General features: G+C 61.0%; 19 protein-coding genes. 7 read left to right on the top strand and 12 right to left on the bottom strand.

Going from position 1 to position 23,745, the window contains the following annotated elements; all coding sequences use genetic code 11:
* Nucleotides 1-8 precede the first annotated feature (8 nt).
* Complete coding sequence (gene bcsC, locus FJU30_RS10825) at nucleotides 9-3,539, top strand: cellulose synthase complex outer membrane protein BcsC (RefSeq protein ID WP_223881563.1); 3,531 nt, start codon at nucleotides 9-11, stop codon at nucleotides 3,537-3,539.
* Between the two features lie 33 nt (nucleotides 3,540-3,572).
* Here the strand turns inward: bcsC and FJU30_RS10820 are convergent, their stop codons facing one another.
* A complete protein-coding gene (locus FJU30_RS10820) occupies nucleotides 3,573-4,322 on the bottom strand; it encodes a class I SAM-dependent methyltransferase (protein WP_150434962.1) in 750 nt (249 codons plus the stop codon).
* A gap of 1,641 nt (nucleotides 4,323-5,963) precedes the next feature.
* Between FJU30_RS10820 and FJU30_RS10815 the strand changes: the two genes are divergently transcribed.
* The 3 genes from FJU30_RS10815 to FJU30_RS10805 all read left to right on the top strand — a co-directional run bounded on the left by FJU30_RS10815 (nucleotide 5,964) and on the right by FJU30_RS10805 (nucleotide 9,080).
* Nucleotides 5,964-7,100 (top strand): amidohydrolase, encoded by a 1,137-nt coding sequence (locus FJU30_RS10815; protein WP_150435040.1) that lies wholly within the window; start codon nucleotides 5,964-5,966, stop codon nucleotides 7,098-7,100.
* 283 nt (nucleotides 7,101-7,383) lie between these two features.
* Entirely contained in the window at nucleotides 7,384-7,593 is a 210-nt protein-coding gene (locus FJU30_RS10810) for a DUF3311 domain-containing protein (protein WP_150434961.1), read from the top strand.
* Entirely contained in the window at nucleotides 7,593-9,080 is a 1,488-nt protein-coding gene (locus FJU30_RS10805) for a sodium:solute symporter family protein (RefSeq protein WP_150434960.1), read from the top strand. The genes FJU30_RS10810 and FJU30_RS10805 overlap by 1 nt, the downstream gene beginning before the upstream one ends.
* Nucleotides 9,081-9,128: 48 nt before the next feature.
* Here the strand turns inward: FJU30_RS10805 and FJU30_RS10800 are convergent, their stop codons facing one another.
* From FJU30_RS10800 to FJU30_RS10790, 3 genes are all read right to left on the bottom strand, one after another.
* A complete protein-coding gene (locus tag FJU30_RS10800; protein ID WP_150434959.1) occupies nucleotides 9,129-9,827 on the bottom strand; it encodes an extensin-like domain-containing protein in 699 nt (232 codons plus the stop codon).
* A 115-nt stretch (nucleotides 9,828-9,942) separates the two neighbouring features.
* Complete coding sequence (gene uriH, locus FJU30_RS10795) at nucleotides 9,943-10,890, bottom strand: uridine-preferring nucleoside hydrolase UriH (RefSeq protein ID WP_150434958.1); 948 nt, start codon at nucleotides 10,888-10,890, stop codon at nucleotides 9,943-9,945.
* 273 nt (nucleotides 10,891-11,163) lie between these two features.
* Complete coding sequence (locus FJU30_RS10790; RefSeq protein WP_223881562.1) at nucleotides 11,164-12,108, bottom strand: aldo/keto reductase; 945 nt, start codon at nucleotides 12,106-12,108, stop codon at nucleotides 11,164-11,166.
* Nucleotides 12,109-14,108: 2,000 nt separating this feature from the next.
* On the opposite strand from FJU30_RS10790, the gene FJU30_RS10785 reads away from it, so the two are divergent.
* The gene (locus tag FJU30_RS10785) at nucleotides 14,109-15,152 is read left to right on the top strand and encodes a zinc-dependent alcohol dehydrogenase (RefSeq protein WP_150434957.1); all 1,044 of its coding nucleotides are present in this window, start codon (nucleotides 14,109-14,111) and stop codon (nucleotides 15,150-15,152) included.
* Nucleotides 15,153-15,378: 226 nt separating this feature from the next.
* Here the strand turns inward: FJU30_RS10785 and FJU30_RS10780 are convergent, their stop codons facing one another.
* Together FJU30_RS10780 and FJU30_RS10775 are read right to left on the bottom strand one after the other, a co-directional pair.
* Nucleotides 15,379-15,606 (bottom strand): hypothetical protein, encoded by a 228-nt coding sequence (locus FJU30_RS10780; RefSeq protein WP_150434956.1) that lies wholly within the window; start codon nucleotides 15,604-15,606, stop codon nucleotides 15,379-15,381.
* A 264-nt stretch (nucleotides 15,607-15,870) separates the two neighbouring features.
* Nucleotides 15,871-17,097, bottom strand: coding sequence for an MFS transporter (locus FJU30_RS10775; protein WP_150434955.1), 1,227 nt, complete (start codon nucleotides 17,095-17,097; stop codon nucleotides 15,871-15,873).
* Between the two features lie 103 nt (nucleotides 17,098-17,200).
* Between FJU30_RS10775 and FJU30_RS10770 the strand changes: the two genes are divergently transcribed.
* Nucleotides 17,201-18,139, top strand: coding sequence for a LysR family transcriptional regulator (locus FJU30_RS10770; RefSeq protein WP_223881561.1), 939 nt, complete (start codon nucleotides 17,201-17,203; stop codon nucleotides 18,137-18,139).
* Between the two features lie 75 nt (nucleotides 18,140-18,214).
* Here the strand turns inward: FJU30_RS10770 and FJU30_RS10765 are convergent, their stop codons facing one another.
* From FJU30_RS10765 to FJU30_RS10755, 3 genes are all read right to left on the bottom strand, one after another.
* The gene (locus tag FJU30_RS10765; protein ID WP_150434954.1) at nucleotides 18,215-18,493 is read right to left on the bottom strand and encodes a hypothetical protein; all 279 of its coding nucleotides are present in this window, start codon (nucleotides 18,491-18,493) and stop codon (nucleotides 18,215-18,217) included.
* A gap of 461 nt (nucleotides 18,494-18,954) precedes the next feature.
* Nucleotides 18,955-19,650, bottom strand: a complete 696-nt coding sequence (locus FJU30_RS10760) for a DUF1963 domain-containing protein (RefSeq protein WP_150434953.1) — start codon at nucleotides 19,648-19,650, stop codon at nucleotides 18,955-18,957.
* A 71-nt stretch (nucleotides 19,651-19,721) separates the two neighbouring features.
* Nucleotides 19,722-20,387 (bottom strand): SMI1/KNR4 family protein, encoded by a 666-nt coding sequence (locus FJU30_RS10755; RefSeq protein WP_150434952.1) that lies wholly within the window; start codon nucleotides 20,385-20,387, stop codon nucleotides 19,722-19,724.
* Between the two features lie 326 nt (nucleotides 20,388-20,713).
* On the opposite strand from FJU30_RS10755, the gene FJU30_RS10750 reads away from it, so the two are divergent.
* The gene (locus FJU30_RS10750) at nucleotides 20,714-21,154 is read left to right on the top strand and encodes a VOC family protein (RefSeq protein WP_150434951.1); all 441 of its coding nucleotides are present in this window, start codon (nucleotides 20,714-20,716) and stop codon (nucleotides 21,152-21,154) included.
* Between the two features lie 60 nt (nucleotides 21,155-21,214).
* On the opposite strand, the gene FJU30_RS10745 is transcribed toward FJU30_RS10750, so the two are convergent.
* From FJU30_RS10745 to FJU30_RS10735, 3 genes are all read right to left on the bottom strand, one after another.
* The gene (locus tag FJU30_RS10745; protein ID WP_150434950.1) at nucleotides 21,215-21,883 is read right to left on the bottom strand and encodes an amino acid ABC transporter permease; all 669 of its coding nucleotides are present in this window, start codon (nucleotides 21,881-21,883) and stop codon (nucleotides 21,215-21,217) included.
* Complete coding sequence (locus FJU30_RS10740) at nucleotides 21,883-22,539, bottom strand: amino acid ABC transporter permease (protein WP_191091578.1); 657 nt, start codon at nucleotides 22,537-22,539, stop codon at nucleotides 21,883-21,885. The genes FJU30_RS10745 and FJU30_RS10740 overlap by 1 nt, the downstream gene beginning before the upstream one ends.
* A 163-nt stretch (nucleotides 22,540-22,702) precedes the next feature.
* A complete protein-coding gene (locus FJU30_RS10735; RefSeq protein ID WP_150434948.1) occupies nucleotides 22,703-23,536 on the bottom strand; it encodes a transporter substrate-binding domain-containing protein in 834 nt (277 codons plus the stop codon).
* Between the last annotated feature and the right edge of the window lie 209 nt (nucleotides 23,537-23,745).

The raw sequence follows: 23,745 nt of genomic DNA, 5'->3' as shown, positions 1-23,745 counted from the left end.
AGCGATCCATGCCAACAGGCCCGGAGCGCGCGGCCGGACGCCGCGCCGCGTTGAACGGTATGCGCGCGCGCGCAATAAACTGGCCGGGCGTTCTCCTGCCCTGCCTCGTCGTCCTGCCTTTATCGACCGCGGGGGCGGTTGCGCCGTCCCCGGCGGCTGAAGACGGGCTGCTGCAACAGGTGCGCGCCGCCGAGACCAGCCACAAATACGATCTGGCGGCGCAGGCGCTGTACCGGCTGGAAAGCATTGCGCCCAACCATCCCGAGGTGATTGCCGCGCAGCTGCGACGGGCGCTCTGGCAGGGCGACAGAGAAAAAGCCCGTCAGTACCTGGCGCGCCTGATGCGCGACGCCCCCGACTCGCGCGCGGCGCGCCAATCGAACGTCGCGCTGCGCCTTACGACGGACGAAGGGCGTCAGCAGTGGCAACAGGCGCGTCTGCTGGCCGCCACCGGGCGGCTGCCGCAGGCCCGCGCCGCCTACGACCGTCTGTTTCAGGGCGTTTTTCCCTCGGCGGACACGGCGTTTGAATACTGGCGCCTGGTGGCGCGCATCGACGACCGGCAGCCCGCCGCGCTGAGAGCGCTGCAGGCGCTGGACGAGGAGTATCCGGGCAGCGAGCGCATACGGCTGCAGATCGTCAGGATGCTGCTGGCGCGCGAACAGCTGCCGCAGGCGCTGCCTTATCTGCGGGCGCTGGCCAACGGCAGCCGCGGACGAGAAGACGCCGCCGCGTTCTGGCTGAATCACATCAAAGCGCAGCCGGTTTCCCACGCCGGCGTAGCGCAACTGCGCCAGTATCTGGCGTTGTTCGCGACGGCGGACGAACAGCGCGGCGGTCAGCAGGAGCTGGCGCGCCAGCAAGCGTTGCTCGCCGACCCCGAATTCCGTCAGCGCGCCGCCAGCCTGGCGCGCGTGGCGCACGGCGAGGGCGCGACGGCCATTCCTGCCCTGCGCGCCGCGCTTCGCGCTAACCCTAACGACGCGGAGCTGCTCGGCTCGCTCGGTCTGGCGCTGTCGCGCGCCCGGCGGCGCGAGGAGGCGACCGGCTATTTCGAACGGGCGCTGAAAGCGGATGAACAGAGCGTCAGAATGGCCAAATGGCAAAGTCTGCTGCAATCGACCCGTTACTGGCTGGCGATAGAACGCGCCGGGCGCGCGCTGGCGCAGCAGGATCTGGCGGTCGCCGAACGTCACTTTCGACTGGCGCTTACCCTGGACGACAGCCACAGCGAGGCCCTGGTCGGACTGGGCGACGTGGAACGGGCGCGCCGGCATAACCCGCAGGCCGAACAAAACTACCGCCAGGCATTGCGCCGGGCGCCCGATAACGCGACCGCGCTGCGCCGCCTCGTCGCGCTCTACCAGCAACAATCGCCGCAAAGCGCTCTGTTCTTTCTCGATAGCGGCCTGTCCCAGGGACAAAGGCAGGCGCTGGCGGCGACGCTGAGCGCGCTGCGCGGCGTTGCGCTCGGCGCCGATGCGGATCGGCTGGCGGCGCAGGGACGACGCAGCGAGGCCATCGCACGCTATCGTCAGGCGCTCGACGCCGCGCCGCACGACGTCTGGCTGCACTACCGACTGGCGGGCGCGCTGCGCGAAAGCGCTCAGCCGGAGCAGGCGGATAGTCTGATGGATGCGATGCTGCGCCGACAGCCGGACGATGCCGCCCGGCTCTACGCCTGGAGTCTGTATCTCGCCGCCAGCGATCGCGGCGCTCAGGCGCTGTCCCGGCTCAACCGCACGCCGGAAGCCAGCCAGGAATCGCGCCTGCGCTCGCTGACGCAGCGACTGCAGCAGGAAGAGATCTTCCGCCGCGCCTGGTCGCTGCGTCGCGCCGGACTGACGCAACAGGCGGCGACGCTTGTGCAGACATTGCCGGCCTCGCCGCGCCGTGATGTGCTGCTGGCCGACTGGCATCTGGAAAATGGCGAGGCGGCGCTGGCGCTGGCGGGCTATCGCGCGGTGCTGGCGCACACGCCGGACAGCCTGGAGGCGCGGCTCGGCGTTATCGATGCGCTGATCGCCCTGCAGCGTGAAAAGGCGGCAAAGCTGGCGCTCAACGCGCTGCCGGACGCGGCCGGCGACGATCGTCCCGACATCGGACGCCGCATCGCCGGCCTGTGGCGACGGCTGGGCGACCCGGAGCAGGCCAGCCGTCGCTATGCGCAACTGCGCGATCGCGCCGCGCAACGGCCGCCCTCGGCCGACGGCGCGCGCATCTATCTCGAGTCCGCCGCACTGGCGCGCGACGAGGGGCTGCGCGCCCAGGCCGACGACGACTATCGCCAGGCCATGGTCGCCAGCGGCATCACGCCCGCCCCGCCGCACGACAGCCTCGCGTTTAGCCGGCTGACGCGTCAAAACCCGCAGGACGACTGGCTGCAGCGCGCCGTCCGGCGCGAGGCCGGCGCGTACGCCCGCCAGCAGGAGACGACGCTCACCCTGGCGCAGGACGCGTCGCGTCAGCACGGCAGCGGCGGCGAATCCGATTTTACCGCCCGCACTACCATGCTGCAGGGCGAAACGCCGCTGGCCGACGGACGCGCGTTTCTCCGACTCGATCGCGTCGCCGTCTCCGCCGGCGCGTTCGCCCACGACGCGACGGGCCGCTACACTCGCCCGTTCGGCACCTGCGCAGACGCGGAGTGCCGGCGCGATCAGCGCCAGCGCGCATCCGGCGTCGCCGTGGGGACCGGCTGGCGCAACGCCGTCTGGTCCGCGGATATCGGCAGCACGCCGATCGGTTTCCGGGTGCTGAACGCGGTCGGCGGCGTCACCCGCAAACTGACGCTCGGTCAGTTCGACGTCAGCCTCAGCGCATCGCGCCGCCCCCTCGCCAGCTCTCTGCTCGCCTTCGCCGGCGCACGCGATCCCGGCGCCGTAGACGGACGGCGTTGGGGAGGCGTAGTGGCGACCGGCGGCGCCATCGGTCTGAGTTACGATCGCGGCGGCAATCAGGGCCTGTGGGTCGATCTGAGCGCGCACCGCCTCAGCGGCAAAAACGTGGCGGACAACCGGCGCCAGCGCCTGATGGCCGGCTATTACTACAAGTGGATCAACGACGATAACCGACGCGCCACCGTCGGCATCAACGGTATGCTGTGGCGCTATCAGCAGGATCTGAGCGGCTATACCTACGGTCAGGGCGGTTACTATAGCCCGCAGCGCTACGTCTCGCTGTCGTTGCCCGTCACCTTCCGACAGCGCGTCGACCGCTGGTCGTTCGAATTCGGCGGCGCGATCGCCTGGTCGCAGACGCGTCAGCACAGCCAGCGGCGCTATCCCGTCTGGCCGGGGTTCGCCGATGACCACCGTTCGGCGGGCGGCGGCGGCCACGGCGCCGGCTATACGCTGCAGGCGGCGCTGGAACGGCGGCTGACGCCGCACTGGGCGCTGGGTTTAGGTCTCGATATCCAGAAAGCCCGCGACTACGCGCCGAGTCACGGTCTGGTCTATCTGCGTTATTCGCCCGGCGGCTGGGACGGCGATCCCGATATGCCGCCCCGGACGCTGACGCCGTATGCGGATTTTAAATAACGACAGCGCGCGGAACGCCGGGCCCAGCCAGCGTTATTCGTCGCCGTGGAGAGGTTTCGCTGCGCTGATCAATAAGAAAGGCGGCCGTTGATTGTGAACGGCGATCTCTGGCCGCGCGGCGACAAATTCCGGCAGCGGCTGCGGCTCCTTCAGCGCGCTAAGCGAGAACCCGGCGGCCAGAAGATCGGTAATATAGGTTTCAACCGTTCGATGATATTTGATCACATCGTCGATAAACCATCGGGTATGTCTGACCGACTCATCCTGGTAATGTTTTACCGGCCAGTGCCGCCCCTCTTCCGTCGTCACCCAGCCGTGCGGATAAGCCGTGCAGATAGGATGTTCGACGCTAAAAATAAAACGGCCACCCGGCCGCAGGGATTTATAGACGTTCAGGCACAGCGTCGAAAAATCCTGCACATAGTGCAGCGCCAGCGACGAGACGACCAGATCATAATACGCATCGGGGAAATCGAACTGTTCCACGCCGACATGGCGATAGCTGATGTTAGCGTCGTTCGTCAGGCGGATCGCCTCTTCGAGCATACGCGCAGACGGTTCGACCCCGATGACTTCCCTGGCGCCGCCTGCGCGGGCATAACGGGCAAAATCACCAAAGCCCGAGCCGATATCCAGCACGGTTAATCCCTGCAGACGGGGCAATAGTTTGCGTAGCGCCGGCATCTCCAGCGCGCCGTTCAGTCCGCTATCGTTCTGGCGCAACGCTTTATATTCGGCAAAGAAAAGGGGATCGTCATAGACGTTCTGTTGCGGATTAGACATGTGAAACGCTCCGTTAAGATTGATGGACAGCGTTTCAGGGCAAAGGACATTCGCGCCAGATTCCTGACTGCGGCGGCGTTGGCCGTATTCAATTACCCGGCCATCAGCGGATATCGCCCCTGCGGGTCAGCGCCGGCGCGCTTGAAAACGCCAACGTCTTGTCCGCAAGCGGAATGCGTCAGGCTATATTCAGGCGCTGGCGGGCTGCCATCAATACGATTATCGTCGGTGGGGATTTCGCCCCGCCCTGAAGATCGGACTATGGTACACCCGTCAAAGTACGGCTTAAACGGTTAACTAAGCGGAAAACGCGATGGCGGCATCCGGGCCTGGCGGGCGTTCGGGCGCAATGGCGGAAACCATCATCGCCCCGGGGCGCCAGAACCGGGTATTTCGAGCTCACCGGCGGCGTTGCCGGCCACGACGAGCCGGACCGCGCGTCTGCGGCTTCGCGAAAGAGCGCGCTGTCGGGTGACGAAACCACGCACCGAACAGAAACATACCGCGATGGTCAGAGATAAAAAGCTCCGCCTGGCTCAGACAACCGCCCCCCACAGAACCGCAGGTCGACCGTTTTTCTCCGCCCGCGCCGCGCTGGCGGGCCAGCGATGAACGGCGAAAAGAAGGCGTTTTTTCGCGCTGACGGCTATTTTCGTCTCTTCCGCCTGCAGACGCGGGCAACGACCTGGGCAGAATATCCGCCCGGTCCGTTATGTCGGGTTTAGATATGGGTGCCGATAGAAAGACAACCGGTCAGCAAAAACACCATACTGATACTGCTCAACCAAAATAGCTTTTTCATAACATTCTCTCCGGGAGCGGCCGCGACGAACGGCGGCGCTTCCCCTTAATTTATTTATCAGAACAGGGATACGCACCCGGTCAACATCAATACAGCCGCAGCACCCGTCAGAAAAATCAAACCCTTCATAAAACCCCCATAACCTTTGATACACGTTGGATAACGGCAGATCAAAACATAACCGTACAGTTCAGTTTTAATTTATTCGGACATATGATGTCAAGCGCTATTTTACTTTCCAGCCCAATCAGCGTGTCGGCGACCAACGGGAAAACGCCCCCTGTCTGAATAGCGCGGCCGCAGCGGCGCTGCTGGTTGGCGAACCCCATCGCACGTTTTGCACAAGGTCCGCCGCCCGCATCCGCTGCTGAGCAAAATACGCGCGGCAAGAGACGCAAGTCGATGGCGGCAACGCGGGTGAATCTGCTCGGTGCCGGCAATACAGGCCATTATTTTATCGATTAATTAATATTCAGCTTATTAATTCAAGCACAACCATAAATCCGGCATTTTACTTTACAAAATCATCTGATTAATCCGCCTGAAACGCAGAAAAACGGGCACGGAAGATTGTCGGCCGCCGGCTGACGGCAGCAAAATTTGAATTTGCGGCACGCTGGTGGTTATAACAGACATCGGGCGAACCTTACCGCCAGCCCCAAACGGCAAAAACCGGCCGGCTTTTGCCTGTGAAAACAGGTCCGGCGCGCCGCGCGCAGGGAAAGGAGGAACGCCGGCTACACCATTGCATAAGACATTCACCAGCTTACAGGAGACTGACCATCGTGATCGCTCACGCTCCCGCCGTTAAAACCTCGGTACAGCAACATATTGCGGCCATGATCGCGTTTCGCCGCGCGATGCACGCCAACCCTGAATTACCCTGGCAAGAGGTGCAAACCACCGCCGCCGTGGCGGCTGAGCTGGATAAGCTGGGCATCGCCTACCGGCGTACCGAGCCGACCGGCATCATCGCCTGGATAGACGGCGAACAGCCGGGTAAAACCGTGGCGCTGCGGGCGGATATGGACGCGCTGCCGGTACAGGAGCTGAACCAGGATCTCAGCTACAAATCCTGTCACGCCGGCAAAATGCATGCCTGCGGGCACGACGCCCACACCGCCATGCTGCTCACCGCCGCCCGGGCGCTGATGGAAAACCGCCGCCTGCTGCGCGGCAGCGTGCGGCTGATTTTCCAGCCCGCCGAGGAAATCGCCGAAGGCGCCAAAGCCATGATTGCCCAGGGCGCGCTGGACGGGGTGGACAATGTGTTCGGTATGCATATCTGGACGCCCGGTCCCACCCGGCGCATCAGTTGCAACGCCGGTCCGTCGCTGGCCTCCGCCGATCTGCTCAAGGTGAGGTTTCGCGGCCGCGGCGGTCACGGCGCCATGCCGCAGGACTGCGTCGACGCCACGCTGGTCGCGTCCTCTTTCGTGATGAATCTGCAGGCTATCGTGGCGCGCGAAACCTCGCCGCTGAATTCGGCGGTGGTCACTATCGGCCGGCTGTCGGCGGGCACCCGCTTTAACGTGATTGCGGAAAACGCCGAGCTGGACGGCACGGTTCGCTGCTTTGATCTGGCCACCCGCGAGCGGGTTGAAAGCGCAATCCGCCGCTATGCCGAACATACCGCCGCGATGTACGGCGCCAGCGCCGAGGTCGACTACCGCTACGGCACCCTGCCGGTGATCAACGAAACGCGCAGCGCCGAACTGGCGCAATCGGTGGTGCGTTCCGCCTTCGGCGACCAGGCGCTGTATCAGGCGTCGCTGGAAACCATCGGCGAAGACTTCAGCTACTACACGGAACACCTGCCGGGCTGTTTTGCGCTGCTCGGCTGCGGCAACCCGGATAAAGACACCACCTGGGCGCATCATCACGGCCGATTTAACGTGGATGAAGACGCGATGGCTTACGGCGCGGAACTGTATGCGCAATACGCCTGGCGCTACCTGCAGCAGGACGCATTCTGACCGCGACAGACGAGTTGCCCCAAACGCACCTTTTTAGTTCAACATACTTTTTTGGTGCAGAAGACTGAGCGATCTGCACCAATAGAGTTCAACAGGCGTCGCCTGGCGCGGCGCGCCCGGATATTTTGCCGCTATTCGCTTTCCCTGCGCAGATGGCTATCCCGCCCCTCAGGGCCAGAGCGATACCGCTTAACGTAAGCTGGCACACAATATGCAAAATTTATCGTCATTACATTGACTAATTTGGCCGCGCATTGCGGCGTTTAAAGACCAGGGAGTTGTTATGAAATGCATCATACTGACCGCCATTCCGTTTATCTGGATTGTGGCGTTGGTTCCTTTTGCCAATCGGGTGGAGCCGATGATATTCGGCATTCCTTTTCTGGCCTGCTGGATGATTGCCGGCGGCGTGGTGTCCTGGTTTTGCCTGCATAACCTCTATCGCCAGTTCGCCAATAAGGATGACGACGAGCATACGGGAGGAAACGCCTGATGACAGGATATAGCGCGTTAATCATCATTACGCTGGCGGTGCTGTTGATCACCGCGGTGGGCATGGTGCCCGGCTGGCGCGGCAAGGGGAAAACGCTGGAAGAGTGGGCCGTGGGCGGACGCAGCTTTCCGCGCTGGATGAACTGGTTTGTGCTGGCCGGCGAAATTTATACCGCCTTCGCCTTTCTGGGCGCCAGCGGCTGGTCCTACTCTAAAGGCGCGCCGGTGTTTTATATCCTCGGTTACGCTTCTCTGGCGTATGTGGTGGGGTTCTGGATCCTGCCGCGTCTGTCGCCGCTGGGGCGCAAATTCAACCTGATGACCCAGCCGGATCTGGTGGAGCATCTGTACGGCAGCCGCCGGCTGGGTATTCTGGTCGCGCTGATCGGCATTATTTTTTTAATCCCCTACCTGCAGTTGCAGTTGACCGGTCTGGGAATGATTATCGAAGTCTGCTCCTACGGCTTGATCCCGCGTGAAGCGGCGATGATCATCGCGGTCATTATGATCGTCAGCTTCGTCTACCTCAGCGGCCTGCACGGCGTAGCCTACACCGCCGTGGTGAAGGACATTCTGATGCTGCTGGTGATTGTCGGCCTGGGGCTCTACATTCCCATTCATTTCTTCGGCGGCGTCGGCGCCATGTTTCACGAACTGAACGCCGCCCGGCCGGGATTCCTGACGCTGCCGGGCTCGACGCCGAATATGGACGTCGCCTGGATGATGAGCACCCTGGTGCTGTTCGCCTGCGGGTTTTATATGTGGCCGCACTTTACCGCCAGCGCCTTTGCCGCCAAAAATAGCGACGTGCTGCGTCATAACGCAGTCTACCTGCCGCTCTATAATTTATTCCTGCTGTTCCCGATGCTGGTGGGCTTCACCGCGATACTGGTGCTCCAGCCGGCGCTCGGCGCGGCGGAGTCGGATCAGGCCTTTTTGCAGGTCGTGCGGCAGTTTTTCCCGCCCTGGATGCTGGGGATTATCGGCGCCGTCGGAGCGCTGGCCTGCATGATCCCCGCCGCGGAGCTGGTGCTGTCCACCTCGATGCTGTTCACCCGCAATGTCTGGCAGCGCACCACGCAGCGCGAAATGCAGGGCGATTCCGCCCGACGTTTCGCGCGCCTGATGGTGATCGTCCTGCTGGCGATCGCGCTCTACTTCGCCATGTTTAACGCCAATGCGCTGGTGAACCTGCTGATAACCGGTTACACCGGGGTGGCGCAATTCTTCCCGATGATCGTGCTGGGGATCTTCTGGCGCGGCGCCACCCGCTGGGGGGCGATAGCCAGCCTCGCGGTAGGAGAAAGTCTGGTCTACTATCTGCTGGTGGTCAAAAAGATGGGCGTTGTTCCGCTGCCTGGCGATATCGGCCATATCAATGCCGGCTGCCTGGCGCTGGCGGCGACCTGCGTGGTGTTTGTCGTGGTCAGCCGGCTGACCGGCAAGCCGGCCGGCGCCGGCCTGTCGCATGCGGGCACGCAGCGCTAAAAAGGCGCGTCCGGGCCGGCTCAAACCGTTCGGCCCGGACGCAAAACGCTAACGGCAGAGACCGAAACCGCGCATGCCGAAATGAAAATGGTTGGCGTGAGCGGCGTTATAATCCGGCCCGAGCGCATTGCCGAAATAACCGCAGCCGCTCTGGAAAAATTGACGCAGCAGCGCCGCTTTCTCCGCCGGCTGACGCCAGTTATTCAGCACGCTGAGCCGCTCGCCGTTTTGCAGACGAAATGCCGCGATATCCCAGGCGTCCGCCGTCGCATGTTCGCTTAATCTCCCTTCGGCCCGATGATAAATATTGCGGCAGGCATAGCTGCCCAAATGGTCAATGCGCGCCAGCGGCGAATTGAGCGGGCTGTGAGCCGCGACACGCTTCGCCTGGATAACAAACATCGTACTGCTGAGCGCCATCGCGCAACTGCTGAGAAAACTGCTGCTCAATTGCACGTCGCCGAATTGCCGGATGCGAACCGGCGCCGTCAGCGGACAGTCGCCGCCTGTCGGCGACGCCTCGCTAAAGCTGACGAAGCCGGCGTCGCGAGCGCGCTGTAGCGCCGCAAGGCACGCCGCCGGGTCACCGCTTAGCCGTTTAAGCTTATAGCGCGTCGCCAGCGTGGGCGGATCGGTGACCGCCAGCGGCGCGAACGGATTATACTGCGGCGGCAAATGGAGCCGCGCCCACAGCAAAGCGGCGGTCAGTACAACAAGAAACCCTACCCACCCCGGTAAAAATTTCACGTCAGGCTAACCCCATCCAACAGAACGGCGGTCATTAATGCGGCGAGCCGATGCTTCGCGCCGCCATCGTGACGGCCAGCGGGTTGCATTTCGTCGTCGCTCCGCAGTGCCGGCGTCACGGCTGAACGTCGCCGATGCGCCGCAACGCGTCCACGATCAGATCCCAGAAACGCGCATGGTCGAGTTTCACCGCGACCTGAGTATGGCAGTCGGCGGGCGCCGGCTCGCGGAAATCGGCCACGGTCATGCCCAGCGTCAACGCGCCCGTCAGTTCGATATCGATCGGCACTTTACGCACCGTCATTACACCGGGGTCGATCACCCGGGCAACCGCGCAGGGATCGTGCACCGGCGGATACTCGAATCCCTGCGCGTTTTTGTACATTTTGCCGAAGAACTCCAGCAGTTCCAGCACGAACTGCGCCGGTTTGGTGCCGAGCGCCGCGATTTTTTCCACCACCTCCGGCGTCGCCAGCGCCTGATGGGTTAAGTCCAGTCCCACCATGGTCAGCGGCCATTTTTCATTAAAGACGATATGCGCCGCTTCAGGATCGATTTTGATATTGAACTCCGCGACCGCGCTCCAGTTGCCGACGTGATAGCCCCCGCCCATCAGCACCACTTCCTTGACCCGCCCGACAATACGCGGCTCCAGCCGCGCCGCCAGCGCGATATTGGTCAGGCCCGCAGTCGGCACCAGCGTAATGGTTTGCGGCGGGTGAGACATAATGGTGTCGATGATCAGCGTGACGGCATGGCGCGCATCCACGCTGATTAGCGGCTCAGGCAATACCGGGCCGTCCAGACCCGAGTCGCCGTGAATATCCGGCGCCGTCTCCACCTGGCGCAGCAGTGGACGCGCGCAGCCCGCGGCGAAGGGAACGCCGGTGATATTGGCGATGCGCGCCACAGCCAGCGCATTGCGGGTCACTTTCTCCAGCGTCTGATTGCCGACTACCGTCGTGACCGCCAGCAGTTCAATATCAGGGTTACCGTGGGCCAACAGCATAGCAATAGCGTCATCATGTCCCGGATCGCAGTCGAGAATTATTTTTTTTGCCATATCTTGCCAGTTCCTTAATGTGAAATATGAATAAAATCACCGGAGAACGCGGGTGTTGGGATAAAAGCGATACGTGCGAACGGTTCGAAAAACCAGCTAACGTTCTACAGCCACCGCCGCCGGCGCGCAAGTCCGCATATGGTGCGCCGGCTTACGGATTCTGAACCGGGAGGACGCAGGATAATCAGGGAAACGAGGCCCGGGGCGCGTACGGGCCACAGGCGGCGCGCACCGGGCCGGGGTTCGGCATCGGCGCCGCAAACGGCTCCCCGCTCAGACCAGGGCGAGCAATTCGCGCACCTGCCGGGCGCTCAGTGGCGGCCCGCTCGCCGCCGCGGCGTTTTCCGCCATATATTGCGGATTGCCGGTGCCCGGAATGATGCAGGTCACGGCCGGGTTGACCAGCAAAAACTTTAACGCCAGCTGCGCCCAGGTGCGGGCGCCCGCCTCCGAAGCCCAGCCGGGCATCGGCAGCGAACTGAGACGCCGCAGCAATCCGCCGCCGCCGAACGGCGTATTGCAGATAACCGCCACGCCGCGCTCACGCGCCAGCGGTAATAGCCGCTTTTCGGCTTCCCGGTCATCCAGCGCATAGTTGATCTGCAGAAAATCCAGCGGCGTGCGTCTGAGCACGCTCTCCATCTCGTCATAAGCCGCGGGGGAATAATGGGTGACGCCAATGTACCGGATGCGTCCCGCCGCCTTCATCTGGCGCAACGTGCTCAGGTGCGTCTGCCAGTCGAGCAAATTATGAATCTGCATCAGATCGATTCGATCGGTCTGCAGCAAGCGAAACGATTCATCCATCTGCCTGATGCCGGCTTCGCGGCCGGCGGTCCACACTTTGGTGGCGAGAAACGCCTCAGGCCGCGGTCGACGCGCGCTCAGCAACTCGCCGACCGTGCGCTCGGCCAGGCCGTACATCGGGGAACTATCGATAACGCTGCCGCCGGCGGCGAACAGCGCATCCAGCACGCCGGGCAAACGAGCATAGCTGGCGCTGCCGGGCGCAAAATCAAAACCGCGCCAGGTGCCGAGTCCGATGACCGGCAGAGCTTCGCCCGACGACGGAATGCGGCGGGTCGGCATCGCCGCAGATGATAGTCTGCCGGCCGCGGGCACGGCGCTCCAGCCGGCAAGACTGGCGCCCCCCAGGCCGACGCCGGCGGCCAGCCCGCAGCCCAGGCGCAGCAATTGACGGCGAGATAAAGAGACCATCGTCAGTTTCCTGCGCGCCGGCACGGCGGGACTGCGCCGACCGTCCACGCCAAAGTGCGCCGCGCCATCGGCGATGCGGCGCGCGAATTTTTCATCGTCATCTTCTCCACTCCCCCGCTAATGCCCATGCGACTGTATTCGCCAGACCTGTGCTTGCCGGTGCGTTGGCTGCGCTCAACTATTCGGCCCGCCCCTGCGGAGCCGCCGCCAGCGGCGCTCACATCCGCTCGGCGGATGGGTACTCCTAATCACCTGCCTGTGTAAGTTCATCGGGATTAATGAGAAACATACTGTCTCTCAACCAGGGTCGGCGCCTGGCTGGTCAAATTCGTTGCCGACGACGTTGACCCTCGCTTGCCGCGGCCCACCGCCCCTATAAATCAGGATATAGACGCTAAATAATTCTGGCTGCGGGACACACATTGTCATTTTGAACAATGCGCCTGCAACCAGAAGCATGATCAATATAGCCTGCTATTTATTATAGCCGCGGATTATCAGCATGAAAGCGATGGCCGGATGTCAGCGCGGCCGGCACATCTGCTGCCTGTTGTATGGCGGGCATCGATCAATTCTCCGGCTATTATCCGCCGCATGGCGCGCCCCATTCCCCGCACGGACGTCGCCATTAACGTTAACCTGGCGGGACGAATTTATTTTCATTCGTCAATGAATCAACGCCGCGATTAATACTCGCGCTCAGTAAATAATTCTGCCGTCTGAAAATGACATCCGGGGATGCGGCCGACCGAGGATCTCCGTGAATAATCCGGCCGGGCAGGCCCCAATAATCCGCGACCGTGTCGCCCGTTATCCACGCCGTTTATTTGGCGGACAGCTCAGGATAAATAAGGCGCGAATGCCGATGTCGGACGATAAATTTGACGTAGCGATTATCCTGCGTAAAATAGACCGGCATAGTTTTATGCTGGAGATATTTACAGATATAACCTGAATATATACCCAAAATAATTCGGGTTGCGGCACGACGACAAATCCGTCGGCAACAAATTTGTCCAGCCAACGGCTGACTTTCGCCGCGAGACAGCATGTCTCGTATTAATCCCCGCTAACTGACGCAATAAGCGGCTGGTGCGAGCGAGCGATCCGCCGGGCGCAGATTTGAACGCCGCTGGCGGCGGCCCTGTAAGGGCGAACCCCATGAGTCGGGCGAATAGCCCAGGCCAACGCGCCTGCAACCTGAAGGATGAAGGGTATACGCGAAATAATTCGGACTGCAGGGAAAACATTATCGTCTTTAGCGACGGGCAGTGCGGGCCATTTACGCGCAGAGGTTGTTTATGCGCGCCGTAACGCGGCAAGGAGCGTCATTCGCCAGCAACGAATTTGCCCAGCCAACGTCTGGTTTGCGGCGAGCAATAGGATATCTCTTATTAATACGATCCTCTTACCTGGCTAAGTAATTTGGTGTTCAGGAAGACGAGAACGCAACGAATATCGCCTGAGTTATCGGACTCACCGCCGGCAATAAGAAACATCTTGATTTATTGCCGCGTAGAATTACCAGGCGAACGCCCGCTGCGAAGAGTGATATAGCCTTAATACCGATGCGATAAATCAAACCAGAGAGATGCTGACGTAAACAGTATATTCCTGACCGCCGGGAAACGCGCAATACAACCTATTCCGCTATCCGGAACAGTCTTGATATTATCCAATGAATTTTAAACCGCAGGAATTTCGTCTGACCGGGAACAATGGCGGAGTCGCAGTAAAAAATCCTGCCGCGGCGCGCGATCAGCGATGCATCCCGGCGCCAGGCAGGACGACGCCTGGCGTCAGTACGCCGACAGGCGAAAACATAGCCAATGGATATGGTCAGCGTCGTTTCATTCGTCCCTTTGCTCGCCAGCATAACCCATCAGAACGACGACGCGCAGGACCGACAAACCGGCCCCTGAACCGTTAATTATCGCGCGCTTCGCCTTCGCCACCGGACACTAAAAAATAATTTTAAATCAATAAATAAGGACTAACGTATGATTCCAGCCACAATGAAAGCCGCCGTGTTAACCGCGCCGCGCCACTTCGAACTTCAGCAGGTCGCCGTACCTGTCTGCGGTGATGACGACGTGTTAATCCGCGTTTCTCACTGCTCGGTATGTGGCACCGACGTGCATATTTTTAATGGACATTATTCGGCGGATAAGCTGCCGCTGATCCCCGGCCACGAATTCGCCGGCGAAATCGTAGCGACCGGCGCGCGCGTATCGGGCTTCAATCTGGGCCAGCGCGTCATCGCGGACATCAACATCGGCTGCGGTCATTGCTTCTACTGCCGCCACAATGAAATTCTCAATTGCAAACAGGTTAAACAAATCGGCATTCATATGGACGGCGCCTTTGCCGAATATGTCGCCGTCCCTGCCCGACTGGTCATCCCGCTGAACGATAATCTGTCCTTCAGCGAAGCCTGTCTGACCGAGCCCTTCTCCTGCGTGGTGCGGGCCCATAAAAAAATTGGTCTGTCGCTGGCGGAATCCGTGGTCATCATCGGCGCCGGCGCTATCGGCAACATGCATATCCAGATGGCGCGTTTGCTGGGCGCCGCGCCGATTATCGCGCTGGAACTGAACCCTCAGCGGGCGGAACTGGCGTTGCGCTGTGGCGCCGATGTGGTGATCAGCGAACCGGAAGGCGCGCTGGAGCGGATTAAAGACCTGACGGAAGGCCGGGGCGCCGATGTCGTCATCGAAAGTGTCGGCCACCCGGCGCTCTACCAACAGGCGTTGACCTTTATGCGCCCCGGAGGACGCCTGCTGGCTTTCGGCCTGACGGAAGCGTCTACCGAAATCCCGCTGAAACCCTACGATATTATCCTGAAAGAGCAAATGATTCAGGGTAGCGTGGCCGGAATGGGCGAAGACATGTATCAGGCGCTACAGCTGCTCAGCCACCAGCGTTTCGACACTACGCCGTTTTGCGCCGGCATCCACCCGCTGGACGAGGTTCAGCAGGTCTTTGATCAACTGATTAGCGCGCCGCGCCACCTGAAAATGCAGTTGCAGATAGCATCCGATTAAAACCGGCGCCCGGCGCTGCTGCGCCGGGTTTTGCCGGCGTAATCCCTATAGGTCGGGTTGTGGTACAGTCGGCGCCGCTAAAGAGATTGCCGGTCATTATGGCCAGACAGGGTAGACAAGAGGCTTGCGGCCGTTATAGGGGCGCCGCATGGATGGCCCGGGTAAGCATGCCAATGCATCTGCGGTCTGAAGTATGACGGGTATCTCTTTTTGTTTTCGCGATTTATTACCTGATTAGCCCGGCTGGCGAGATCGCTCGCCAGAACGACCGACTTTTTTTCCAGCCGCTTCCCCGCCGCCAAAATAGCGCGTCCACCAGACACATTGAACCGATGACAATCACCGCAATCGACACATTTTTATGAGAAAAGTAAAAATCAGTATATATAGCCAACAGAGCCAGCAAAACGGAGAGCACCACCCCCACCAGCAGCCGGCGTATTTTTTTCTTCATAGCATCACCCCGGATTAATTCTTGATAACGCGCGCCTGAACGCCGGGTAGGCCAGAATTTAACCTGTTCATTATCCCGGCCGGATGCCGGGAGGGCGAACGCCACGGCATGCGGATCCGATGCCGCGCCCCGCATCCGCAGGCCGCCATCGGCGTTAAGCGCGGTAACCGCGCCTGACCGCGCGCAGGCGAGACCAGCAAAACAACGACAAAGAATCGCGATAGCCGGCATCATGCCGACGACGACGGTGAACGCGGCGCATACTTACTCTCCGCCGGCGCGCGGATGCAGATGCCCGCTAAACCAGCGCACGGTCAGGCTGGCGGCGCCGGCCAGCGTGGTCAACAGCGCCACCCCGCGCCAGCCTGACGAAGCCAGCAGCGCGCTGCCCAGCGCCGATCCCGCCGCCATGCCGATGAACATGCCGGTGAACAGCAGCGCGTTCAAACGGCTGCGCGCCTCCGGCTCCAGGCCGAAAATAATGGTCTGGTGCGCCACCAGCGAGGCCTGCACGCCGAAATCAAAGCCAACGGCGCACAGCACAATCAGCGCTATTTGCCACGGCTCCGGCAACAACGGCAGGGCAAACATCAGCGCGAATGACAGCGTCGCCAGCCCCGCCCCCAGCCGGGTAACCCCTTCCGCGCCGCGCCGGTCCGCCAGCATACCGGCCAGCGGCGCCGCCAGCGCGCCCGCCGCGCCGGCCAGTCCAAAGGCGCCCGCCAGAGCGCTGCCCATGCGATAACTGTCGTGCAGCATAATCGCCAGCGTGGACCAAAAAGCGCTGAAGCCCAGCGATAACAGCCCCTGGGCCAGAGCGGCCCGCCGCAGCGGCGCATGCCGGCGCCACAGATGACGCATCGAGCTTAACAGCGCCGGATAGCTCAGACGCGTACTGGCCGGAATTGACGGCAGGCTGCGCCAGAGCGGTAGCGTAATCAGGAGCACTATCAGCGCCGCGCCGATAAACATCACGCGCCAGCCCAGATACTCGGCCACCAGCCCGCTCAACACCCGCGACAGCAGGATGCCCAACAGCAGGCCGGTCATCACCGTGCCCACCGTTTTGCCGCGCCGTTCAGGCGCAGACAGGGCGGCCGACGTCGGCACGATATCCTGCGCCATGGTCGCGGTGACGCCGACGGCCAGGCTGGCCGCCAGTAGCAGGGTGATGCCGCCGGCAAAACCGCTGATCAGCAGCGCGAGCGCCAGCAACAGCCCCTTAACGCCGATGATCACCCGCCGATCGTGGCGATCGCCGAGCGGGGCCAGCAGCAAAATGCCCAGCGCGTAGCCCAGTTGATTCAGCGTCGGCACTAACCCTATCGTCCCGGCGCCGGCGTGCAGATCGCGCCCCAGAATACCCAGCATCGGCTGACTGTAATAGATAGCGGCCACGCTCAGGCCGGCTCCGGCGGCCAGCAGAAAGACCATGCGCTGGCTGAGCGGCGGCGTTTGTGTGGAATAAGGTGCAGTAGGTATGGCTGACATAATCATTTCCCGGTGGCTGGTGGCTGTACGTTGGCGCCAGTTTCATCCCTCTGCCTGCGCCGGGGTAGTGGCCGGGGAGGTAAAACTGTTATACGCTTAGCGCATGAAAAAAGAGATATCTTACGGCCCCGATCGTATAGACCTGATGCACACGTTTATCCGCATCGTCGAGGCCGGCAGCCTGTCAGCCGCCGCCGCGCGACTGAATACCACGCAGCCGACCGTCAGTCGCCGCCTGCAGTCGCTGGAGCGTCTGCTCGGTCTGAAACTGGTCATGCGCACCACTCATGTCATGAAACTCACCGCGGACGGCGAACGCTGCTACGCCCACGCCAGACAGCTGCTGGACAGCTGGCTGGCGATTGAGGATGATTTGCGCGGCAGCGCCCGTGAGCCGACAGGCACGCTGCGGGTGCTGGTTCCGCACGCCTTCGGTCAGGATCAGATGATTAAACCGCTGCGCGACTATTTGCTGCGCTATCCGCAGATAAGCGTGGAGTGGATGCTCAGCGATCGCCACCCGGATTTTATGGCGGAAAGCATCGACTGCGCGGTACATGTGGGCGCGGTAAGCGCACCCGACGTCGTGGCGGTGCTGGTGGCCGAGGTGCCGCGCATCGTCATCGCCGCGCCGGCATTATTCGACGGGCGGGATAGCGTCTCACGGCCGCAGCAGCTCGGCGCCCTGCCGTGGCTGGCGCTCAGTACGTTTTATCGCAACGAGGTGGTCTTGCAGCACGAGAGCCGCGATGAACGCTGCCGCATCGATATCCAGCCGCGCTTTATGACCGACAGCCTGTACGCGCTGCGCAATAGCGCGCTGGCCGGTATGGGCGTCGGCGTGCTCTCGGCCTGGATGGCGCGGCAGGACATCGCCGTCGGGCGTTTGCTCCGCCTGATGCCGCACTGGCAGGCGGCGCCGCTGCCGGTGTATCTGGTATACCCTTATGCCCGCTACTATCCCGCCAAACTGCGCCTGTTTCTCGACATGATGCGCCAGGTTATGCCGGCATTGATCGGCACCCGTCAGCCCGGCGGCTGAAAGCGAATTGAATGCCTGCGCCGTCGGCGGACGCGCCCGGCGTTCGTCCGCCCGTTTTCACCGGCGGCGCCGCGTTCAGAATGCGGCGCCGGTTTCCAGCCGCGCGCCCTGCAAACAAAGCTCTCTTCGGTCTTTGAAATCCAGCACCCGCAGCTTTCGTCCGTCCGCCAGGCGAGTGAGATAGTAGATAAGGTCGCGCTGATTAAACCAGGTTTTCGCCACCAGGCGCGGCTGCTCCGCTGAATAATCAATAACCGCATAGCGGCTCGCCGCATGCCGGTAAAAACCGTCGGGAATAACGATATCTTGCGCTCTGCACATTGTTTCAATACTGTCCCGATATTTCTGCGCCATTCCGTCCCGCCTTTTTTCCGCACCGCGCCGTATAGCCCGGCGAAATCAATATCGCCATGCAGATGCCGCTGTGCGAACGTGCTCTGCCCGCCAGACTCCGGGCCGCCAAACGCATAGACCCGCAGCAAATCCCGGCCATCACACTGCGCCCCGTCGATATAACATCCTGCGCACGGCATATTATCAATGCCGCCATCCATCTCATCCGGCGGAATATCGCAGACGCCGATACACGCTGCTCCGTAAGACTGCGCCACTCGCCAGCTTTGCCGGCCGATATTGTTCACATTTCGCCCGGTACGGCTCCCGTTTTAACGTGAGCGTTTGCTGAAACGCTGGCGTCATAAATTTTCCTTGCCGGCTCAACACCGCGTCCCCTCAATGAGAAGGCGCTCGCCAGGACGAGCAATCTTGACCGCACGAACGACAACGCCGCTGCCGCGCCGCTCGCAACCGGTCCATCAGTAAAAATCGTAGTAGATAGACCACTCGCCTGTTTTTCTGTGCTTCCAGAACGACAGGTTGCCGCCATCAATAACGTTTAAATTGATCTTGTCGTCGGAGGCTATCTGAAAAACGAATTCGACATCCTCGCCGGCATCGATACCGGATTGGCAGAATGTCGGGTAGCCGCCAATTTTATGGCCGCAGGCATGGGATATCAGGTCATAGTAGCTTTCAATTTCGCCGCCGCGTCTCATCCGGCCAATCTCCGCCACCAGCTCCCCGGGAATAAAGTCGGTATCCCACTGAGGAAAATCCTCGCCGACCGCGGCAACCCGCAGCGGAAAGGGCCGCAAATAATTATCCGCGACGGCCAAATCCTTGCGAACGAGCCGGTCGGCGGCGCCATATTCCCTGATCAGCCAGCTGTTGCCCATCGGTTCAAAGGCATCAGGCAGCGTTCTGGCGATAAACAACGTTAATACATGCACGTTTTCAAGAGCGGGACTGCTCAACGGCAACGCGGATAAACAAAATTGAGCGAAAGGCAGCAGCGCCTCGCCCGCATCGTTAACCGGTACCGTCTCCTCCGGCCGGAACAGAAAAACCTTCCCCAGCCAGCTTTCATTATCCGCCTGCGTCGGCCGGAATCCCCCTGCCGACAGCGTCAGGACCGGCCGGGCAAGTTGCCGTCTGATTTGTTGTTTATTCATACATTCTCAATATTCACACAGCCGGCGTACTGAGCGCTCATCAAAACGTCGCCGGCGGAAGATAAGCGGTTTCAGGGCGCCGGCAGCACAACCTGCAGCGCCGCGCGAAACGCGCGTCCACTCGCGCCGTCGGGGTCCAGCCCCCCGCTCTGCGGGCTGATGAACGGCAGCCACTGCCAGTCCTCCGCGCCCACGGCGCCTAAACGGCTCGATAACAACAGATAGGTGATAAAGTCCGGCGCCAAGACCCTGCCATGTCCGTCTCCGTCGTCGTGGCTCAAATACACCACGGCTTCGCTATGCGGACTGCCCGTATCTATGGCCAGGAAGTCTCCGTTGCCCACCGCCTGGAACGCCAGCTTATTGCGCCACACTCGATCGTACGGATCATCGGCGCAGTTGAATACCTCGCTAACCCAGACATTTTTTTCGTCATTGCATTGCTGCAGCCACGCCGGCGACCAGCGCACGCCGCCGCTAAAAATCTGATGCAGCGGTTTTTCCAGCGTCAGGTCGCTCGGCAAAGACCAGCGAAAGTCCACCCGGGATGAGAATACGCGCAACGCCGTTTTCAGCGATGCCGGCAACAGGCCGCCCAATTGCCGTTCCAGCCGCAGGATTTGCTCATCGTCAGCCGGGGCATCGATAATCAACGGGCGGACATCCGCCCCGATGCGCTCCAGCGCCAGAGCGAAACTGCGCCAGTTCCGGCTAATTTGTTGTAACTCCGCATCCATATAAAACCTGCTGATGATAAAAACGCGCCGCCAGAAGATAACATGTCGAACACCGGCTTATAAACGAAATAATGATGATTTTATTCAGTAGGTTAATAACAACCAGTCCGGTGTCGACGCGGTCTGGCACCTTAACCATACCGCCCTCGCCGGCGCTTGCCGCATAGCGCAATCCGCCATCCAATCTGAAAATATGATCGACATCAAAAATTAACCCGCGCACAGAGCGCTACTGTGGCGGCTCGGCCGGAATAATCGGCGGGGCCCGCGTCCGACTGAGCGCAACGCGGCAACCGGATGAGCGCCGCAAACGGAGGTAACCTGAAATGGTAAATGTGATTGGCATCGATCACCTCGCGATTCGCGTAAGTGATTTGGCAAGATCGAAACGTTTTTACGACACGCTGCTCGGTTTTATGGGGTTTACCCTTGAATGGGAGTTTGATCATGTGGCGGGCTGGAACAATGGCATAACCATGTTCTGGATCACCGAGGCGGACGAACAGGGCCGCCGGCATAAACACCGCACCGGCGATGTCGGGTTCCACCATTACGCTTTTGAAGTGGAGACGCGCGACGATGTGGATGCGCTGTACGCTCTGCTTCTGCGTGAGAAGGTCGACGTTGTGGATGCGCCGGCCGACTATCCCTCATACGGCGAAGGCTATTACGCGGTGTTTTTTCTCGACCCGGATGGTCTGAAACTGGAGGTTATGTACTTTCTGGAAAAACAGAAGCGTCTGGCCGCGCGGCGGGCAGGCGCATAAAGACACCTTATCGCGTATGACGGCCTGCCGCCCGCCCGGGCGGCAACGCGCGTCGGGCGCCTATCGGCTCAGATAGCGATTGCGCCGTTTTTCAATCAATGCGCCTAGCTGCGACAAACCGTAGCAGATCACAAAATAGACCGCCGCGACAAACAGATAGATCTCGTACGGACTGAAGATGCGGCTGTTGACGTTATAGGCGGTACGGAAGAAATCCGGCACGCCGATGATATAGGACAGCGAAGTGCCCATCACCACGCTAATGCAGCGCGTCACGATGGACGGCAGCGTATAGCTGACGGCCAGCGGCAACAGGATGTGCCGCCAGGTGGAGAAGACCGACATGCCTGAGCTGCGCGCCGCTTCCGCCAGCCCTTTGGGCACCGATTCAACGCCGGAACGAATAATTTCCGCCATGTAGCTGGCGTTGTAAAAGATCAGCGCCGCCATAATCGAGGTGATGGGCGGAATGGTTTTGCCCGTCACGATGGGCAGCAGAAAAAAGATCCAGAAGATCACCATCACCAGCGGGATCATGCGCAGCACGTCGATGTAGACGACCGCCGGATAACGCAGAACCCGGTGCCGGGACAGGCGCGCCAGCGCGACCAGAAAGCCCAGCAGCAGGCTGCCGAGGCAGCCGATCGCCGCCAGCTCAAGCGTAACGGTCAGCCCTCTGAGCATATACGGATAGTTGTCGGTAATCGCCGACAAATTAAACGTCACCATCAGCCGATCCTCACGTCGCGCCGCAGCCGCCGCTCAATGCCGTGCACGGTAAGCAGCACCAGCATCCCCAGCGCGGCATAGATCAGCGTCGCCGCCGTCGCGCTTTCAAAACCGCGAAAGGTGTTGGCCTCAATTTCCTGAGCCTGAAACGAGAGTTCGGCGTAGCCCAGCGTCATGGCGATAGAGGAGTCTTTGACGATATTGACCACTTCCCCCGCCAGCACCGGAATGACGCGAATAAAGGCCTGCGGCAGCAGGATCCAGCACAGCGTCGCCGCCATTCCCAGCCCGGAGGCGCGGGCGGCTTCAAACTGCGTTTTCGGGATCGACATCAGCCCCGAACGCACAATTTCGGCCACGCGCGCGGCGGTAAACGCGGAGAGACCGACCACGCACGCGGTCAACCCATCCAGCCCGACGGCAAAATACCAAAAGAAAAACTGCACGATGGGGGGAATATTTCTGAACAGCTCCGTCGCCGCGGCGCATAGCCAGGCGCACCACGCCGACAGGAACAGACGCCCCAGCGCCACCAGGGTGCCCAAAACGAAACTGACGACCAGCGAGATGGCCGACAGTATTATCGTGTAACAAAGCCCATTGAGCAGTAATCCCCGATATTGCCAGATGACGGTCCAATCGAACTGATAATCCACTGTCGTCCTCAGTTACCCGTTAACGCGGTCGACCGGCGACGCGTATTGATAGCGCTCCGGCGGCATGATATCCGCCGGAGCGCGGCGGCGGCGCAAGCGGTTCAAACCGTCGGCCGCAATCCCGTCGGGGAGAACGTAAGACAACGTTTCCCCGGACGGCCGCTTATATCTGCCACGGATAGATAATAAAACTCGGGTCCGGATCGACGCCGAAATACTGGGTGTAGATCTTTTTGTAGGTGCCGTCGTTCCACATATCGATCAACGCGAAGTTGACCGCATCGCGCCATTCGCTGTCATTCTGACGCATGCCAATGCCTTCCGGCGCGGCCGGCCAGACTTCGCCCACCACCTCAAATTTACCCGGGTTGTTCTTCGCCAGCACGTAGAGCGGCGCGGAATCCATAATCAGCGCGGCCACTTTACCCTGCAGCACCGCCTGCGCGGCCTGCGTGGTGTCCGGCAGGGTAACGATTTCGCTGCCGGTGCTGGCCTTCACTCGCTCCATCGCCGTGCTCGGGCTGCCCTGCAGAAAAGCGATCTTCTTGCCTTTCAGGTCGTCAAGCCCCTGAATGCCGCTGCCTTTTTTCACCAGGATCTTGCCGGAAACCACCACGTGCGGCACGCTGAAATCGATGGCTTTTTCACGCTCGCGGGTGATATTCATCGCCGCCGCCGCCAGATCGATCTGGCCGCTTTGCAGTAACGGAATACGCGTCGCGCTGGTCACGGTAATCAGATTAACTTTTACGCCCAGTTTCTGACCGATATATTTGACGGTATCCACCTCGAACCCGACATGATGGCCATTCTCATCGATATAGCCAAACGGCGGCGCATCGGAACGCACGCCGGCATTCAATACGCCGCGCGCCTTAACCTTATCCAGCGTGGATTCCTGCGCCTGCGCGGCGGACAGCGATGCCGTCGCGATGCAACAGGCGGCGAAGACTCCGGTCAGCAACCGGAAAGCATTACGGTATGAAACACCAATCATAGCGATTTCCTTGTGTAGTAATGAATATATATGTCGACTGACAGGCTGCAAAAGCGCACGTTTACCGTTGTGCCGCAGCCCGAAATCTATTGAGTATATAAATATATCCGTCCTGCCGCAGATTGCAGGCGCGTTAATTTTATTCTTTGTCCCGCCGGGGACATCTCAGCCGGCGCCGTAATGAGCGCGATCAACGCCGAAACGTCTTT

The sequence above is a fragment of the Affinibrenneria salicis genome, from assembly GCF_008710095.1.
The sequence above is the reverse complement of the archived record's forward strand: the minus strand, read 5'-3'. Positions and strand labels throughout refer to the sequence as shown.

Excerpts from the sequence above, each read along its gene's own strand:
- bcsC (WP_223881563.1), top strand. The coding sequence starts at position 9 with ATGCCAACAGGCCCGGAGCGCGCGGCCGGACGCCGCGCCGCGTTGAAC.
- FJU30_RS10820 (WP_150434962.1), bottom strand. The coding sequence starts at position 4,322 with ATGTCTAATCCGCAACAGAACGTCTATGACGATCCCCTTTTCTTTGCC.
- FJU30_RS10815 (WP_150435040.1), top strand. The coding sequence starts at position 5,964 with ATGATCGCGTTTCGCCGCGCGATGCACGCCAACCCTGAATTACCCTGG.
- FJU30_RS10810 (WP_150434961.1), top strand. The coding sequence starts at position 7,384 with ATGAAATGCATCATACTGACCGCCATTCCGTTTATCTGGATTGTGGCG.
- FJU30_RS10805 (WP_150434960.1), top strand. The coding sequence starts at position 7,593 with ATGACAGGATATAGCGCGTTAATCATCATTACGCTGGCGGTGCTGTTG.
- uriH (WP_150434958.1), bottom strand. The coding sequence starts at position 10,890 with ATGGCAAAAAAAATAATTCTCGACTGCGATCCGGGACATGATGACGCT.
- FJU30_RS10790 (WP_223881562.1), bottom strand. The coding sequence starts at position 12,108 with ATGGTCTCTTTATCTCGCCGTCAATTGCTGCGCCTGGGCTGCGGGCTG.
- FJU30_RS10785 (WP_150434957.1), top strand. The coding sequence starts at position 14,109 with ATGATTCCAGCCACAATGAAAGCCGCCGTGTTAACCGCGCCGCGCCAC.
- FJU30_RS10780 (WP_150434956.1), bottom strand. The coding sequence starts at position 15,606 with ATGAAGAAAAAAATACGCCGGCTGCTGGTGGGGGTGGTGCTCTCCGTT.
- FJU30_RS10775 (WP_150434955.1), bottom strand. The coding sequence starts at position 17,097 with ATGTCAGCCATACCTACTGCACCTTATTCCACACAAACGCCGCCGCTC.
- FJU30_RS10770 (WP_223881561.1), top strand. The coding sequence starts at position 17,201 with ATGAAAAAAGAGATATCTTACGGCCCCGATCGTATAGACCTGATGCAC.
- FJU30_RS10765 (WP_150434954.1), bottom strand. The coding sequence starts at position 18,493 with ATGGCGCAGAAATATCGGGACAGTATTGAAACAATGTGCAGAGCGCAA.
- FJU30_RS10760 (WP_150434953.1), bottom strand. The coding sequence starts at position 19,650 with ATGAATAAACAACAAATCAGACGGCAACTTGCCCGGCCGGTCCTGACG.
- FJU30_RS10755 (WP_150434952.1), bottom strand. The coding sequence starts at position 20,387 with ATGGATGCGGAGTTACAACAAATTAGCCGGAACTGGCGCAGTTTCGCT.
- FJU30_RS10750 (WP_150434951.1), top strand. The coding sequence starts at position 20,714 with ATGGTAAATGTGATTGGCATCGATCACCTCGCGATTCGCGTAAGTGAT.
- FJU30_RS10745 (WP_150434950.1), bottom strand. The coding sequence starts at position 21,883 with ATGGTGACGTTTAATTTGTCGGCGATTACCGACAACTATCCGTATATG.
- FJU30_RS10735 (WP_150434948.1), bottom strand. The coding sequence starts at position 23,536 with ATGATTGGTGTTTCATACCGTAATGCTTTCCGGTTGCTGACCGGAGTC.